This is a genomic window from Sorangium sp. So ce1504, assembly GCF_051521635.1.
Lineage (GTDB): Bacteria > Myxococcota_A > Polyangia > Polyangiales > Polyangiaceae > Sorangium > Sorangium cellulosum_B.
Genome location: NZ_CP150365.1, coordinates 4,418,181 through 4,433,699, shown reverse-complemented (window position 1 = coordinate 4,433,699; position 15,519 = coordinate 4,418,181). Strand labels below are relative to the sequence as shown.

Sequence of the window (15,519 nt, the reverse complement as noted above, 5' to 3'; positions counted from 1 at the left end):
ACACTCGGGCCCGATGCAGACCAGGATCCTACTTGTCATGGCGACAACAGCGCTCGCGATCGGCTGCGGATCGGCCGACGCGACGCTCGAGTGGGCGCCGAGCGGAGGCGGGGGCGGTGGCCAGGGAGGCGATGACGATGGCCGGGGCAGCGATGGCGACGGCCAGAACAGCGGCGGGGGCCAGAATGATGGCGGCGGCGGCGCGCCGAGCGGCGAGGACGGCGGTTCGAGCGGCGGCGGGGCGCCGGGAGCCTCCTGCAACCCACCTCCGGCGTGTGACGCGGCGCCGCCCGATCCGGGCGAGGAGCTCGCGTGGAATCACCCGTCTTCGTACCTCATCGCCGGCGCTGGGAGCCCCAACCACCGCGGACGCGACCTCTACCTGACGCCGGACGACCCGCAGTGGATCATCGGAAAGTTCGCCTACGGGATCACGGACAAGGACCTGAAGGATGAGCGGGTCGACATCTATCTGCTCCGCGGCTGCGGCGGCGCGTGGGAGCGCCTCGGCTCGGCGACCACGACGGAAGCGGACTCGGCGCACCGCGCGGTCGAGGGTGTCAGCGATGACGGCGGCCGCGTCTACTTCGAGATCCCCGCGGCGCAGCGGCTCGGTCCGGGCCGGCACCGGGTCCACCTGGTCGTCCGCGGCGACCTCTCGAGCACCGATCTCTTCATCGAGGTCGTCCCGCGGGGCGCGCCGATGTTCGTCAGCGACATCGATGGGACGCTCACCGGCACGGAGACCGAGGAGTTCACCTCGCTCCTCCTCGGCGAGCTGCCCGACGCGCACGCGCACGCCGCGGCGGCGCTCCACCGGCTCACGTCGAAGGGCTACCGCCCGATGTACCTGACCGCGCGGCCGGAGTGGCTCGTCCAGCGCACGCGCGATTTCCTCGAGGCGTACGGCTTCCCGCCTGGCATCGTGCACACCACGCTGGGCCTGACGGGCGCGACGGGCGACGGCGCCGCGGAGTACAAGACAGCGGAGCTGGAGCGGCTGTTCGACGGAAGGGAGATGCTGCCCGCGTGGGCCTTCGGCAACACGGCGACCGACGCCGAGGCCTACGACAACGGCGGCGTGATGCCGGTCGCGCGGCGCGTGTTCTACCGGTTCGACGATGAGGCGCACGGTGGCCGTCGCATCGACGGCTACGACGAGCTGTTCGCCGAGATCGACGCGCTCCCCAGCCTCTGCGATTGATCCGCCCCGCCGGCGCGTCGACCCGTCAGCCGGACGCCTGCTCGGTCCGGGCGCCGCTCGCCGGCGCCTCCGATGCGGCCACGGCTCCGTCCGGCGCTTCGACGCGACCGCCGATCGAGCGGAGGAGCTCGCTCACCGCGGCGTGGGCGCGCTCGCGCAGCTCGTTGACCCGCGCGCCCTCGCGGCCGTCCGGGCGCACGGCGATCGGCGCGCCGACCCGGACACGGACGATCCGCAGGGTGCCGTCGCCGGTGTCGAGGGCGCCCTTCTTCATGAGGAGGTGCGTGCCGTCGATGGCGACCGGCACCACGGGCACGCCGGCGCGGACGGCTGCATAGAAGCCGCCGTTCTTGAACTGCCGGAGGATGCCGTCCTCGCTCCGCGTCCCCTCGGGGAAGACGAGCAGCGGCTTGCCGCTCTTGAGCACCTCTTCGAACCGCGAGATCGCCTCGACCGCGGCGCGGGAGCCGACCGTGCGATCGACCGGCACATGGCCCGCGAGCCGGAGGTGCCAGCCGAGGAATGGGATCTTCATGAGAGAGCGCTTGGCAGCCCACTTGAAATCGCCCGGCAACGCGGCGCCGAGGGCCAGGATGTCAAGAAGGCTCTGGTGGTTGGAGCAGTAGACGAACACCCCGGGAGGGACGTTCTCGAGTCCGCTCGCCTGGATCTCGATATCGAGCCCTCGCGCGCTCGCCTGACACCAGCGGCGCATCGCCCACAGGCTCGCCGAGCGCTGCGGCGTGAGGGGGCCCAGCGTCAGAGACACGGTGCCGTACGCCATGGTCCTGAGGGTGAAAGGGACCCACTGGCGCGTCGCCAGCCATGCGCTCCTGAGATCCATACTACAGCGCTTACCACTCTCCATATCGGGCGAAAACGCGTAGCGTCTTGCGCACCGGCGCTGCGTGCAAGCGGCGTTGCTCGACTCCGGATCGCCGCTTTGCGGCGCGGCGAGATGCGCGATCCGGCGCTCGCCCACCTCGGAAGTTCGCCATGGGCCAGGCGCGCTCCTCGGGCCAGGGTAGAGGCTCGATCGACGCGCTCTTGCGGTGCCGTGCGGCTACTACAGATCGAGCGGCGGCGTGAGCAGCCCCCAGCCGACCGTGGCCGGCCGCCCGGCGCGCTCGAACTTGACCGTGTACAGGCCTGTCTCTTCGGCGCTCTGCACGACGGCGGGGCGCAGCGCGCCGACCCATTCGGCCCAGACGCTCGCCCCGATCTTGAGCTGCGGCTTGACGGGGAGCGGACGGAGCGCCGACTCGTCGGCGAGCAATGCGGCGCCGCCGTAACCGAGGGCAAACCACCGCGCGGAGCTGGTGGGCAGCGACGTCAGGACGGCGCCTGGCTCGGCCGGAGGACCGCCGAGCCGCGACACGAGCAGCACGTGGCGCCACGTCTCGCCGTCCTTCCATGCGGCGAAGTTACCGGGGGCGAGCCCCGCGGTCTGCACGACGAAGCGAACCCCCTTGAGCTGCGCGAGCGGAGTCCGCGGGTCCATGTCGGTGTAGCGGACCTCGATCTTGTCCTTCACGAAGCGGGTGAGGACGGCATGCTTCATGACGCCGTTCCACTCCGTGAGCAGCGGGTCGTGGGGCCGGAGGCGGGGCGCGTCGGGCACGGGGATGACGTAGCCCGGGTGAACCTTGTACGACGGTCCGCCCCTCCCCTCGACGATGAGGTCGTCGCCGTCGAAGCCGACCACGGTCGCCGCGTACAGCACGAGCGTGGACCCGAGCTTGGCCCCGGCGAGCATCCGGTCCGAGAAGGTGAACACGCGGCGGCCTGGCTCTAGCTTGATCGGGTACGGGGGGAGGCCGAGCGGGTTCGACGCGTGCGCCGCGCCGGTCGGCGTCGAGGTCTCCGCGAACGCAGGCCGCGGCAGCGCAGCGACGGGCGGGCTCTGAGAGGGCATCGGCGTCGGGGTCGACACCGGCGCCGACTCGCACGCGGCCGCGAAGCTCGCTCCCAGGAGACAAGCGAGCGCCACGAGCACGCCGCGGGAACGCGGCGCTCGGGCCCGGAGGCATCGCATCGCGCGGCGCTCGCGATCCTTCGAGGTGGCGCGACGCAGCCTGCGGGACCCGGCCCCGAGACCGCCGGGACGTCGGTCAGCCATCGCGGGCGAGCATGGACTGCGAAACGGACGACGGCGAGCAGAAAGGGACAGCAGAACGACCCGGCGAAGCGTCGGCGGTAAGACCTGACCGCCCGCGTCAGAGCTGGAGAAGGAGGGCGCCGCGGTGCGGCGGAGCACCGCGCTCCTCGCGACGTGCTCGGCGCCTCTGCGCTAACCTGCGGCGCGATGAAGCGCGCGTTCAGCGTCGATGAGCTCAAGCAGACCGCGCCGCGCCTCGCCGTGGAGCGCCGCGCCGTGCGCTTCCAGGACGTCGATGCGGCCGGGATCGTCTTCTATCCGCGGGTCCTCGAGTATTTCAGCGACGCGTACATGATCGCGCTGAAGGAGCGAGGCATCGACCTTCCTGCGATGATCGCGGGCGGCACGATCAAGCTGCCGCTCGTCCACGCCGAGGCGGATTACCTCCTGCCGCTCCGGTTCGGTGACACCATCGAGGTCGAGGTGCTCGCGCCGAAGCTCGGCGACACGTCGTTCACGGTGGGCTACCGCGTGACGATGACGACGGCGGGCCGCGTCGCCGCCATCGGGCAGACCGTGCACGTGTGCATCGACGGCGCGCGCTTCACGCCGTGCCCGCTCCCGGGCGATCTGCGCAGCGCGCTCGCCTAACCGCGCCGAGCGACGGCCGCCGGACGGCGCGCCGGGCGCTAGCGTGGTGGGAACGGGGCGAGCGCGGCCGCGAGCTGCGCCGCCGCGCCGGCGCGATCGAGCTTGCCGGCCGCGGTGAGCGGCAGCGCCGCGACGGCGCAGAGGCGCCGCGGGCGCTTGTGCGGGGCGAGCCGCGCCGCGACGACGGCCGCGAGATCGCCGAGCCATGCGGGGGAGGGTGCGGCGCCGCCCGCCTCGCAGGGCGAGGCCTGATCGGGGACGATCGCCGCGGCGACGACCTGACCCCAGCGATCGTCAGGCACGCCGAACACCACCGCGCCGGCGACGCCCTCGCAGGACGCGAGGACCTGCTCCACCTCGGCGGGGTAGACGTTCTCTCCGCCGGTCACGATGAGATCGCTTCGGCGCGCCGCGACGTGCAGCCGCCCGGCGGCGTCGAGCGCGCCGAGATCGCCGGTGCCGAACCACCCGGCGCCGTCGACCGAGAGCTCCGGCGCGCGGTCGGGGCCGCGGTAGTAGCCGCGGAACAGCACCGGGCCGCGGATCTCGATGCGGCCCACGCCGTCGCTGCCGGCGCCCTCGATGCGAAGCTCGACGCCGGCGATCGGGGAGCCGGAGCCCGGCTCTCTCGCGCGCGGATCGCGCGGGCGCTGCACGGTGACCTGCGAGCACGCCTCGGTGAGGCCGTACGTGGTGAGCGCGGGGACCCCGCGGCGCGCGCACTCGTCGAGCGCCCGCTCCGGAGCGCCCGCGCCGCCGACGAGCACCGCGCGGAGCCGGGCGAGGACGTTGTCGCGATCGGCCTCCAGCAGCGCGAGCAGCATCGTCGGCACCACGGAGAGCAGCGTCGCGCGGTCGCGGACGATCGAGGCGAGCACCGAGGTGGGCTCGAAGCGAGGCGCGAGGATGACAGCGCGGCGCGCGAGCAAGCAGCGGGTCACGATCGAGAGGCCACCGACGTGGCAGAGCGGAAGGCAGAGCAGCCAGCGGTCGTCGTCGCGCACGCCGAGGTTGGCCGCGCTCCCCTCGGCGGCGGCGAGGAACGCGCGGCGCGAGAGCACCGCGCCCTTGGGACGCCCGGTGGTGCCCGAGGTGTAGACGATCGCCAGATCGCCGGAAGCGTCCGGCGGCGGGACGCGCGCGGCCTCGGCGGCGCGCGCCCCGCGCTCGCGGAGCGCGCCGATCTCCGGCGCGGCGTCGTCGAGCAGGGCGGCGAGCGCAGGCTCGCGCAGCACGAGGTCGGGGCGCGCGTCGTCGATCAGGAGGCCCGCCTCGCCGGCCGTGAGCCGGGGATGGATCGGGACGAGCACGGCGCCGAGCGCGAGCAGCGCGTGGATGACGACCACGGTCCCGAGCGCGTTCGGGGCGACCAGCGCCACGCGGGCTCCCTGCCCTACCCCCGCGCGGGCGAGCCGGACGGATACGGCCGCGACCGCGGGCGCCAGCTCGCCGAAGCGGAGGGCGCCGCCGGGGCCGACGCCGAGGGCGGGGACGTCGATCGCGCGCGGCGCGTCGTCCTCGGCGCCGCCGAGGACGATCGCTGTCCGGGCGGCGAGCGCGGGATCGCGCGCGGCATCGAGGAGGCTCAGCCCGTCCATGGCCGGATGCCGAGGCCGGGCTGATCGCTGGCCGCGACTAGGCCGCCCTCGCGGAGCTGCGGGATCCGGATCGCGGGCCACGCCTCCAGGCCGGCGTGCGCGTCGAGGCCGCACGCGAGCGGCGCGCGCGGCAAGGCGAGCGCGAGCTCACACGAGGCGGCGAGCGCGATGGGCCCGTCGAAGAGGTGCGTCACCACGGCGTCGAGGCCGCGCGCCTGTGCCCTGCAGCCGAGCGTGTGCGCGCGCAGCAGGCCGAGCATCGCGGGCTTCAGGATGAACGCGGCGCAGCCTTCCGCTTCGAGCAGGCGCTCCGGCATGCCCTCGACCGCGAGCGACTCGTCGGCCGCCCACGGGACCTCGCGCGCGCCGAGGTGGTGGAGGAGCTCCGGCGCGACCGGCTGCTCGACGAAGCGCGGGCCGAGCGGCGCGAGGAGCGCGAGCCGGCGGGGCGCCTCGTCGAGCGACCACGCCGCGTTCGCGTCGAGCCGGAGCTCGACGCCCGGGTGCTCCCGCCGCAGCGCGCGCAGCGCCTCGAGGTCGCGCGCGAAGCCGTCCTCCCCGCGCGAGCGGAGCTTCACCTTGATCGCGCGGACGCCGCGCGCGGCGTCCGCGCGAGCGCGCTCGAGCATCTCCGGCAGCGGCACCGAGGTCGTGAGCAGCCCGTTGACCTGGACCTCGGCGTAGCGCACGTGTCCGCCGAGGCACGCCGACATCGAGAGGCCGAGGCGCTGGCCCAGCAGATCGAGCAGCGCCGTCTCCAGGGCGAAGCGCGCCGCCGGGAGCTCGCGCAGCCGCGATGACAGCGGCGCGAGCGCGCGCAGGATCGCGGACGCCGTCGCCGTCGGCGGAGCGCCCTCGGCCGGAAGGTCGACCGCGCCGAGCGCCCCCGGCAGCTCGGCGAGCGCGCGCTGGTCCTCGTCGGCCGTGTCGGGTGAGAAGCCGGGGAGCGGCGTGGCCTCACCCAGGCCGACGCGTCCCTCGTCGTCGGTGAGCGACAGCACGAGGCCCCGGCGCGCGCCATCAAGGACCCGGGACGCGAGGCGGGCATCGACGACGCGCATGATCTCTACAGGTGGGCCGCGAGGCCGAGCGAGAAGAGCAGCGCGTACGCGAGCAGCAGCTTCGCCGTCCCGGCGAGGCAGTCGTTGAGCGGCCGGCCGTCGGTCGTCGCCAGCACCCGGAGCAGGCGCACCGCGCGAGGGAACGTCGCGAGCACGAGGAGCGTCCACCGCCGGCCCTCGCCGACGGCGAGCGCGACCGGCACCGCGTAGGCGGCGGCGAAGAGCATCGCGTATTCGATGACGCCCGCGCGGCGCCCGAGCCGGACGGCGAGCGTGCGCTTGCCGGCGACGACGTCCGTCTCGCGATCGCGGACGTTGTTGACGACGAGCACGGCGGTGGCGATGGCGCCGATCGGCACGGCCGCCGCCCACGCGAGCGGCGGGACCGAGCCGAGCTGGACGAACGCCGTACCGCAGACGGCGACGAGGCCGAAGAACACGAACACGAAGAGGTCGCCGAGGCCGTGATAGCCGAGCGGGTACGGCCCACCGGTGTACGCGACGCCAGCGAGGATCGAGACGACGCCGATCACCACGATGGGCCACCCGCCCACGAACGCCAGGTACACCCCGAACGGCAGCGTGAGCGCGATCGTGACGAGCAGCCCGGCGCGCACCTGGCGCGGCGTGAGCAGCCCCGCCTGCACGGCGCGCGTCGGGCCGAGCCGCTCGTGCGTGTCGGCGCCCTTCTCGTGATCGAAGACATCGTTCGCGAAGTTCGTCGCGATCTGGATGAGCATCGCGCCCGCGAGCGCCGAGAGCGCCGGGCCGAGCCGCATCCCGCCGAGCGCGTAGGCGACGGCGGTCCCGACCATCACCGGCGCGAGCGCCGCGGTGAGCGTCGCCGGCCGGCACGCGAGGAGCCACGCCCGGAGCGAGCCGGGTCGCACGCCACCCGGGACCGCTGCGCCCGCCGCGCCCGCCGCCTGAGGGGCCGCCGCGGCGCTCACGATCCCCTCCCCGGCTCGCGGGGCCCGCGCGCCCTCGCGGCAGCGCGATCGCTCCCGCGCTGCGCGGCGCCCTCGCCGGACCCGCCGCGAGCGACCTCGTCGGAAGCGGGACTCGTGTTCGCGTTGACCTGGCTCATGATCGTGGATCCCTCTCGGCAAGCTCGGGGTTCTCGGCGCGCGCCGCTCATGGAGTCTGCAGATCGGCCGCCGCGCCGTCCGCGGCCGGCGCGCTGCCCAGGGCTGCGATGTCGCGACGAACGTCGGACCAGAGCCGCGCCACGCGGGCAGCGCCGTCGTGGGGCGGCACCACCGCCTCGATCAGCGTCGCGCCCGTCCGCTGGTAGCCCGCGGCGAGCGCGCGGGCGAGATCCCCGGCGGTGCCGGCGCGCTCGTAGGCGAGCCCGAACATCGCCGCCGCGGGCGCGAAGTCGAGGTGCTGCGGCATCGTGAAGCAGCGCTCGAGCAGCTCGGCGCCGCGCCTGGCGATGGGGAGGTGCTCGAAGATGCGGCCGCCGTCGTTCTGGACCACCACGATGATGAGCGGCCCTCGGCCATCGCCCGCTGCCTTCGAGGCGAGGAGCAGCCCGGTCAGATCGTGCAGCAGGCTGAGATCGCCGAGCAGCAACGTGACCGGCGCGGCGGCCGCCACGCGCGCGCCGGCCGCCGCCGACACGAGGCCGTCGATCCCGCTCGCCCCGCGCTGGTGCAGCACGCGCAGCGCGCGCGCCGACGGCGGGCAGTACGTATCGAGATCGCGCACCGGCATGCTGTTGCCGATCGCGAGCAGCGAGCCCGCAGGGCACGCGCTGGCCACCATCCGGGCGATGGCGCCCTCCGTCAGCTCGTCCCCGGCGCAAGCGCGCGCGGCGTGCGCCGCCGCGATCTCGCCGGCGCGCGCGAACGTCGCGGCCCAGTCCCGCCGCCCGCGCCCCAGGCTCAGCGCCGCCCCGGCGAGGCGCGCCGCGAGCGCCTCGCACACCTCCACGGGCTCACCCATGACGAGGGCAGCCGCGGCGCTCGTCGGGTCGTTCCAGCCGTGCGAGGAGACGACGACGCGGCGGGCGCTCGTGTGCTCGGCGATGTAGGTCGCATAGCCGGCCGACGTCGGCGGGGCGCCGAGCTCGAGGATGAGGTCGGGCGCGTTCGCCGCGCGGAACTCGGGCGCGCGGAGGAACGAATCGAACGACGCCGGCATCACGACGCCCTCGGTGAGGCCGCCAAAGCAGATCTGGCTCGTGCCCTCGGCGAGCACCGGGAAGCCTGTCGCGCGCGAGAGCGCGAGCACCGCGCGGCGCGCGCGCGCGTCGTCCTCTCGGCTCTCGGCGGGGCCGCACACGATGAGCCCCCGCTCCGCGCGCGCGCAGCGCGCGGCGAGCTCCTCGATCGCGCGCCCATCGACCCCGGCGCGGGCCGACACGACCCGCGTGCCGGCGCGGCGCATCAGCGCCTCCCACTCTGCCTGCCATGGCTCGGGCCCGGCCGCGTCGACCGGCTCGAGCGGCTTGCGGAAGCGCGCGTTGATGTGGACCGGGCCCGGCGTCGGCGACAGCGCGCGCGTGACCGCCTGGGCCGCGATGCGCGTCACCGCGCGCATCGCGAGGGGCCACGGATCCGGCAGCCCGAGCTCGGCGAAGTGACGGACATGGTCGCCGAAGAGCTTGGTCTGATCGATGGTCTGCGAGGCCGCGGCGTCGGCGAGCTCCCACGGACGGTCGGCCGTGATCGCGATGAACGGGGTGAAGCTCTGGTGCGCCTCGATGATCGCCGGGAGCGCGTGCGCGCCGGCGGTGCCCGAGGTGCAGAGAAAGACGCTGGGCCGTCCGGTGACGCGCGCCTGCCCGAGCGCGAAGAACGCGGCGGCGCGCTCGTCGACGACGCTGTGGCAGCGCACCTCCTCGCTCTCCATCGCCGCGATCGCGAGCGGCGTGGAGCGCGAGCCGGGGCAGAGGACCAGGTCGCGCACCCCGGCCTGCGCGAGCGCGCGGACGAACAGCTGCGCCCAGGCAGAGTGGAGGTTCGACCCGCCCATCACCGCCCCCCGAGGCCCTCTCTCGCGCGCACCTCAGGCCCCCTCGGGCGTCGCGACGAAGAGGCACACGACGCCCATCGTGAGCGGCTCCACGCGGAGCACGCGCAGCCCCGCGCCGCGCATCAGCTCCGCGAACTCGTCCGGCGGCGGGAACCTCGCGATCGAGTCCTGCAGGTACCGGTACTCGTCCTTGCCGGAGATCGCGCCGCCCACGTACGGGACGACCGTGTGGATGTGGAAGCGCGCGAGCTTGCCCATGAGCCCGCTGCGCGGCTCGCTGAGCTCGAGGATCGCGATGCGCCCCCCGGGCCGCGTGACGCGCGCCATCTCGCGGAGCGCCCGCGCGCGATCCGGGACGTTGCGGATCCCGAACGCCATCGAGATGGCGTCGACGCTCGCGTCGCCGAGCTGGAGCTGCTGCGCGTCGCCGACCTCGAGATCGATCCGCCCGGCGAGCCCCGCGGACTCCACCTTCCGGCGGCCGACGCCGAGCATCCCCTGCGACGGATCGACCCCGATGACCTTCACCTCGTGCGCCCGCGCGATCGCGATCGCGAGATCGGCGGTGCCGGTCGCGAGATCGAGCACCGTCGCGCCGGGCGAGAGCTCGAGCGAGCGCACCGCGCGCCGCCGCCAGCCCTGATCGAGCCCCAGCGAGATGACCCGGTTCAGGAGGTCGTACCGCTCCGCGATGCCGTCGAACATCTCGCCCGTGCCGAAGCGGCGCCCGCCGCGCGGCGCCTGATCCTGGCTCGCCTCGCTCATGTCCCGCTCCCCGCCTGGTGCACCGCGCGCGGCGCCTCGGCGCGCTCTGCGGCGAACCGCTTGCCTTCGCCGGACGGCGGCGCGGCGGACTCCCCGCCCCCTGCGCCGATCGCGCGTTTCCGCTCGTGGAGCCGCATGTGGCCTCGCTGGATGCCCTCGCTCGCGAGCGCGCGCAGCGCCGCCAGGTTGGACGCCAGCCCGACGGACGCCAGCACCACCGCGAGCTCGCGCGCGCTCTTCGCGCCCACGAGCTGCAGCGCGGCGCGCACGCCCGCGTGCACCTCGGTCGCGCCGCCCACCGTGCCGACGGCGAGCGGCAGCTCCGCCCGCCCCACGAGCCCGCCGGGGATGCGCTCCCACGTGCTGAGCGGCCGGTACCGGCCGCCGATCGCCGCGTACGCGTGCGCGCCCGCCTCGATGGCGCGGAAGTCCTGCCCGAGCGCGACCGCGGCCGCGTCGAGCCCGTTCATGAAGCCCTTGTTGTGGGTCGTCGCCCGGTACGGATCGAGCTCCGCGAAGCGGCTCGCCCGCGCGATGCCGCTCGCCACGTCCGCGCCCCCGAGCGCGTCGTCCGTCACGGTGGCCGTCACCCGGACGAGGCGGCGGACGGTCAGGTTGGAGAGGATCCGCAGGCCCAGCGTCCCGCCGGCGATGCGCTGCACGAGCGGCGCCACCGCCTCTGCGACGGTGTCGACCAGGTTCGCGCCCATGGCGTCACCGACCTCGACGTAGAGGTGCACGACGAGCACGCCGAGCTCCGCCGAGAGGACGCGCACCTCGAGATCGCGGCAGCCGCCGCCGCGCGCCACCATCCTGGGGATGGCCGCGTCCCCGGCCGCGAGCAGGCTCGCGCGGGCCGCCTCCAGCCGGCCCGCGGCCGCCTCCGCGTCCGGCACGTCGTCGAGCTGGACCTGGGCGGTCATGATCGGCGGGTCCGCCTCGCCGGAGAAGCCGCCCGACCGCCGGACCATGCGCGCCGCGTTCGACGCGGCGGCGATGACGCTCGGCTCCTCCACCGCCATCGGCACCAGCACGTCGCGCTGGTTCACGCGGAAGTTCAGCGCAAGGCCGAGCGGGAGAGCGTGCGTCGCGATGACGTTCTCGCACATCCGATCGGCCACCGCCGTCGGCAGCCCTCCCCCGCTCGCGAGGTGCGCGAGCGCCTCCTCGTCGAGCAGACCGAGCGCCTGGATCGCGCGGAGCCGCTCCTCAAGGCACCGCTTGTAGAAGCCGCTGATCCGGCTGGACACGTGTTGGCTCATCGGGTGTCTCCGCGCGCCGCGCGCGCTCGCGAGCGGGGCGCGCGCTCCGCGCACTGCATCAAGGGGTTCGTCATCGCCGCTCACCGCTTCCGCCGGGGCGTCGACATCGCGACCCCCTCCAGCGCCGCCTTCGCCGGGCTCTCCGGGAGCGGCTCGATGCTCCGCACCGCGTCCCCGCAGAGGCGGGAGGCGAGCTCCAGGCAGTCGTCCACGACGCGCTTCTCGACCATGATCTGCGCGATGCGCCGGCCGAGCTCCGGCTCGACGGCCGTGTCCTCCGACGCGCAGTGCGCCTCGAGGGCGGGCGTGAGCTCGCGGTCGCGCTCCATGGCGAGGAGCAGCGGGTACGTCATCTTGCCCTCGCGCAGGTCCGTGAGCAGCGCCTTGCCGGTCGCCTCCGGGTCGCCTGCGAAGTCGAGGACGTCGTCGACGAGCTGGAACGCGACCCCGAGGCTCGTCCCGAAGCTCTCGAGCGCCTTGCAGAGCGGCTCGCTCACGCCGCCCGCGCGCGCCCCTGCGAACATCGCCCAGCGGAACAGCGACGCCGTCTTGCCGTCGACGATCTGGAAGTACTCGCTCGAGCTCGTGCGCACGCGGCCCCGCGACGCGAGCTGGAGCGCCTCGGCCACGACCATCTCCTTGATCACGAGGAGCACCCGCTCGAGCACGTCGATCATGCCGACCGCCTGGATCTTGGAGAGCGCGTCGAGCAGGAGGTAGTCGCCGCCGAAGATCGAGGCCGCGTTGCCGTAGATGACCCGCGCCGCGTCCGCGCCGCGCCGGCGGTCGCCGAGGTCGACGACGTCGTCGTGCAACAGCGTCGCGTTGTGGACGAGCTCGACCGCGACCGCGAACGTCCGCGCGGCGTCGTTGAAGCCGCTCCCGATGTGGGAGGCCAGCGCGACGCAGATGGGCCGCAGCCGCTTGCCGTTCAGGCCGAGCAAGTGCCGAGCGCTCCGGTGCGCCGGCGTCTCGCCGTCCAGCCCGACCTTCGCGATCTCGCGCTCGATGTCGCCGAGGTCCCCGTCGAGCAGGCGCCTCAGCTCCGCGAGGCGCGCAGCGAGCGCGTCGAGCCCTCGCCCAGCGCACATGCCTCCGAGGCTCGAGACGACATCGCTCCGCTGGACCGTCCCAGTAAACGTTGTAGTCGCAGTCATCCCATCTCCACCTGGAAGCACGAGCGCACGCTGCGCCCCGCACCGCGCGGGGCCCCCGTGACGGTCGAGCTCTCCGAAATCACGGTCCCGCTAGGCGCCTCGCCGGGAACGCACGGCGCGGATGGGGAACCTGACCAGATCCCCGAACCGCGAGAAATCCACGGTCCTGCTCTTGATGAACCCGTCGAGCGCCGCCTGCGCGACGATCACGAACGAGAGGAGCCGCTCCACCCGATCGAGGCTGAACCGGGCGGCGTCGGTGGGAGGCAGGCCCTCGAGCAGCGCCGAAGCCCGCTCGAGGCGCTCCCTCACGGCGTCGGCGATCAGCCGCTCGCGCTCGGCGAACACTTTGGAAATCATCTTCCAGAAGTCCGTCTCGGCCTCGAAGAACTCCTTCCGCTCGCCCGGTTTCCATACTCTTCGTACTACACCCCACCTTTGCAATTCTGTCAGCGACATACTCATTGCGCCGGAAGAAACCTGCAGCCGCTCGCCGATCTCGGCGGCGGAGAGGGCTCCGCCTTCAATGAACAGGACGGTCCAGATCCGCCCGAGCACCCGGCGAAAGCCCCAGTGCTCGATGACGTCGCCGATCGCGTCCGCCGCGAGCAGCTCCGCCTGGCGATGGATGTCGCTTGCGTGGCTCATGAAAGTTTCAAAATTCTTTGAAAGAACTGTGTGGGCCTACTTGCGCCGGCGTCAAGACATTCCCGACCGTTCTCGCCACGCAGCGCGGACGAACGGGTCGGTTCATGGGCTGGCGCGGGCGCGCGGCTCACTTCCTGGGCCGTGCGCGGCCTGGGGCGTCGAGCGCCGGGGTGCTCCTGTGCAGGGTTCGCGCGTCGCGACCGCGAGCCTTCGGGCCGGGGCCATCCGGGCCTCGCGGCGGTGCGTGGCCTGAACCGCACGTGAACCGCTCTCGACGGCGCTAGCTCACGCCCGGATCCGGGCCATGAGATCCCGGTTTTGCCGGAGCAGCGCCTCGGGCATACGCGAGCCGAACGACTCCAGGAACGCCTCGCGATCGCGCGCCTCCTCCAGCCACGCGTCGCGATCGATGGCGAAGAGCTCGCGCATTGCCTCGTCGTTCACGCCGAGGCCGCTCGTGTCGAGCTCGCCGTCGGTGGGCATGATCCCGACCGCGGTGTCGTGTCCCTTCGCCTCCCCGCGCACGCGCGCGACGATCCAGCGGAGGACGCGGAGGTTCTCGCCGAAGCCTGGCCAGAGGAGCGCGCCCGCCTCGCTCTGCCGGAACCAGTTCACGTGGAAGATCTTCGGGAACGCCGCGCGGTTCTCGCCGAGCTCGATCCAGTGCCGGAAGTAATCGCCCATGTTGTATCCGCAGAAGGGGCGCATCGCCATCGGGTCGCGGCGGACGACCCCGACCTTCCCGGTGGCGGCCGCGGTCGTCTCCGAGGCCATCGTCGCGCCCAGATAGACGCCGTGGGCCCAGCCGCGCGCCTCGCAGACGAGCGGCGCGAGCCGCGCGCGCCGTCCGCCGAAGACGATGGCCGAGATGGGCACGCCCGCTGCGGCGTCGAACTCCGTCGAGATGGACGGGCACTGGCGGGCCGGCGCGGTGAACCGGCTGTTCGGATGCGCCGCGGGCTCCCCGCTGTCGGGCGTCCACCGGCGTCCCCTCCAGTCGGTCAGCACCGGCGGCACCGGACCGTCGAAGCCCTCCCACCACGGCGTCCCCTCCGGCGTGAGCGCCACGTTCGTGAAGATCGAGTTCCTGGCCAGCGTCGCCAGGGCGTTCGGGTTCGTCCTCGAGCTCGTCCCCGGCGCCACGCCGAAGAAGCCGGCCTCGGGGTTGATCGCCCAGAGCCGGCCATCCCGGCCGATCCGCAGCCAGGCGATGTCGTCGCCGACGGTCCACACCTTCCACCCCTTCTGGGACGCCGGCGGCACGAGCATGGCGAGGTTCGTCTTCCCGCAGGCGCTCGGGAACGCCGCGCAGACGTACGTCACCCGCCCTCCCGGGTCCTCCAGGCCGAGGATGAGCATGTGCTCCGCGAACCACCCTTCGTCGCGCGCCATCGTGCTCGCGATGCGCAGCGCGAAACACTTCTTCCCGAGCAGCGCGTTGCCCCCATACCCGGAGCCGACGCTCCAGATGAGCCGCTCCGCCGGGAAATGGCAGACGAAGCGGCGCTCGGGGCTCAGGTCCCCGAGCGAGTGCAGCCCCCTGCAGAAGTCATCCGAGCTGCCCAGCGCATCGAGCGCGACCCGGCCCATACGGGTCATGATCCGCATGCTCGCCACGACATAAGGGCTGTCGGTGATCTCGATTCCGACCTTCGCCGAGGGCGATCCCACTGGGCCCATCAAATACGGGACGACGAACATCGTCCGCCCCCTCATCGCCCCGTCAAACAGCCGTCCGACCCGCTGCGAGGCCTCGTCCGGCGACATCCAGTTGTTCGTCGGGCCCGCGTCTTCCTTGTCGCGAGTGCAGATGAACGTGAGGTGCTCAGTCCGGGCGACGTCGGTCGGGTCGCTCCGGTGAAGATAGCAGTTGGGGTATCTCTCCCCGTCGAGCGCGAGGAGCGTACCGTCGCTCAGCATCCCCTGGATCAGCGTTCGGTTCTCCGCCTCGGAGCCGTCACAGAAGACGACCCGATCAGGCCGCGTCTGATGGGCGACCTCGTCCACCCACGCTGAAAGTTTCCGGTTTTGCATACGACTGCGAGCCTAGCCTGAGCGGGAACCTCCGCCAAGTCACAGTACTATTGTAATACTTC

Annotated in this window: 13 protein-coding genes; 2 read left to right on the top strand and 11 right to left on the bottom strand. The window is 73.4% G+C overall.

Annotated elements, in window-relative coordinates; translation table 11 throughout:
• Positions 1–37: 37 nt before the first annotated feature.
• Positions 38–1,204 (top strand): lipin/Ned1/Smp2 family protein, encoded by a 1,167-nt coding sequence (locus tag WMF39_RS16720; protein ID WP_437746485.1) that lies wholly within the window; start codon positions 38–40, stop codon positions 1,202–1,204.
• A gap of 25 nt (positions 1,205–1,229) precedes the next feature.
• On the opposite strand, the gene WMF39_RS16715 is transcribed toward WMF39_RS16720, so the two are convergent.
• Both WMF39_RS16715 and WMF39_RS16710 read right to left on the bottom strand, forming a co-directional pair.
• On the bottom strand, positions 1,230–2,048 hold the full coding sequence (locus WMF39_RS16715; RefSeq protein WP_437746484.1) for a lysophospholipid acyltransferase family protein: 819 nt from the start codon (positions 2,046–2,048) through the stop codon (positions 1,230–1,232).
• Between the two features lie 222 nt (positions 2,049–2,270).
• On the bottom strand, positions 2,271–3,194 hold the full coding sequence (locus WMF39_RS16710; RefSeq protein ID WP_437746483.1) for a hypothetical protein: 924 nt from the start codon (positions 3,192–3,194) through the stop codon (positions 2,271–2,273).
• Between the two features lie 315 nt (positions 3,195–3,509).
• On the opposite strand from WMF39_RS16710, the gene WMF39_RS16705 reads away from it, so the two are divergent.
• Entirely contained in the window at positions 3,510–3,953 is a 444-nt protein-coding gene (locus WMF39_RS16705; protein WP_437746482.1) for an acyl-CoA thioesterase, read from the top strand.
• Between the two features lie 38 nt (positions 3,954–3,991).
• Here the strand turns inward: WMF39_RS16705 and WMF39_RS16700 are convergent, their stop codons facing one another.
• From WMF39_RS16700 to WMF39_RS16660, 9 genes are all read right to left on the bottom strand, one after another.
• Positions 3,992–5,551, bottom strand: a complete 1,560-nt coding sequence (locus WMF39_RS16700; RefSeq protein ID WP_437746481.1) for an AMP-binding protein — start codon at positions 5,549–5,551, stop codon at positions 3,992–3,994.
• On the bottom strand, positions 5,539–6,612 hold the full coding sequence (locus tag WMF39_RS16695) for a mandelate racemase/muconate lactonizing enzyme family protein (RefSeq protein ID WP_437746480.1): 1,074 nt from the start codon (positions 6,610–6,612) through the stop codon (positions 5,539–5,541). Before WMF39_RS16695 ends, WMF39_RS16700 begins: the two co-directional genes overlap by 13 nt.
• A 5-nt stretch (positions 6,613–6,617) precedes the next feature.
• The gene (locus WMF39_RS16690; protein ID WP_437747989.1) at positions 6,618–7,502 is read right to left on the bottom strand and encodes a 1,4-dihydroxy-2-naphthoate polyprenyltransferase; all 885 of its coding nucleotides are present in this window, start codon (positions 7,500–7,502) and stop codon (positions 6,618–6,620) included.
• 244 nt (positions 7,503–7,746) lie between these two features.
• Positions 7,747–9,591 carry a 2-succinyl-5-enolpyruvyl-6-hydroxy-3-cyclohexene-1-carboxylic-acid synthase gene (gene menD, locus WMF39_RS16685; protein WP_437746479.1) on the bottom strand — a complete coding sequence of 615 codons (1,845 nt, stop codon included), beginning with the start codon at positions 9,589–9,591 and terminating at the stop codon, positions 7,747–7,749.
• 33 nt (positions 9,592–9,624) lie between these two features.
• Positions 9,625–10,356, bottom strand: coding sequence for a bifunctional demethylmenaquinone methyltransferase/2-methoxy-6-polyprenyl-1,4-benzoquinol methylase UbiE (gene ubiE, locus WMF39_RS16680; RefSeq protein ID WP_437746478.1), 732 nt, complete (start codon positions 10,354–10,356; stop codon positions 9,625–9,627).
• On the bottom strand, positions 10,353–11,618 hold the full coding sequence (locus tag WMF39_RS16675) for a hydroxymethylglutaryl-CoA reductase, degradative (RefSeq protein WP_437746477.1): 1,266 nt from the start codon (positions 11,616–11,618) through the stop codon (positions 10,353–10,355). Before WMF39_RS16675 ends, ubiE begins: the two co-directional genes overlap by 4 nt.
• 80 nt (positions 11,619–11,698) lie before the next feature.
• A complete protein-coding gene (locus WMF39_RS16670; RefSeq protein ID WP_437746476.1) occupies positions 11,699–12,775 on the bottom strand; it encodes a polyprenyl synthetase family protein in 1,077 nt (358 codons plus the stop codon).
• A 90-nt stretch (positions 12,776–12,865) separates the two neighbouring features.
• Entirely contained in the window at positions 12,866–13,423 is a 558-nt protein-coding gene (locus tag WMF39_RS16665) for a GbsR/MarR family transcriptional regulator (protein ID WP_437746475.1), read from the bottom strand.
• Between the two features lie 285 nt (positions 13,424–13,708).
• Complete coding sequence (locus WMF39_RS16660; RefSeq protein ID WP_437746474.1) at positions 13,709–15,457, bottom strand: phosphoenolpyruvate carboxykinase (GTP); 1,749 nt, start codon at positions 15,455–15,457, stop codon at positions 13,709–13,711.
• Between the last annotated feature and the right edge of the window lie 62 nt (positions 15,458–15,519).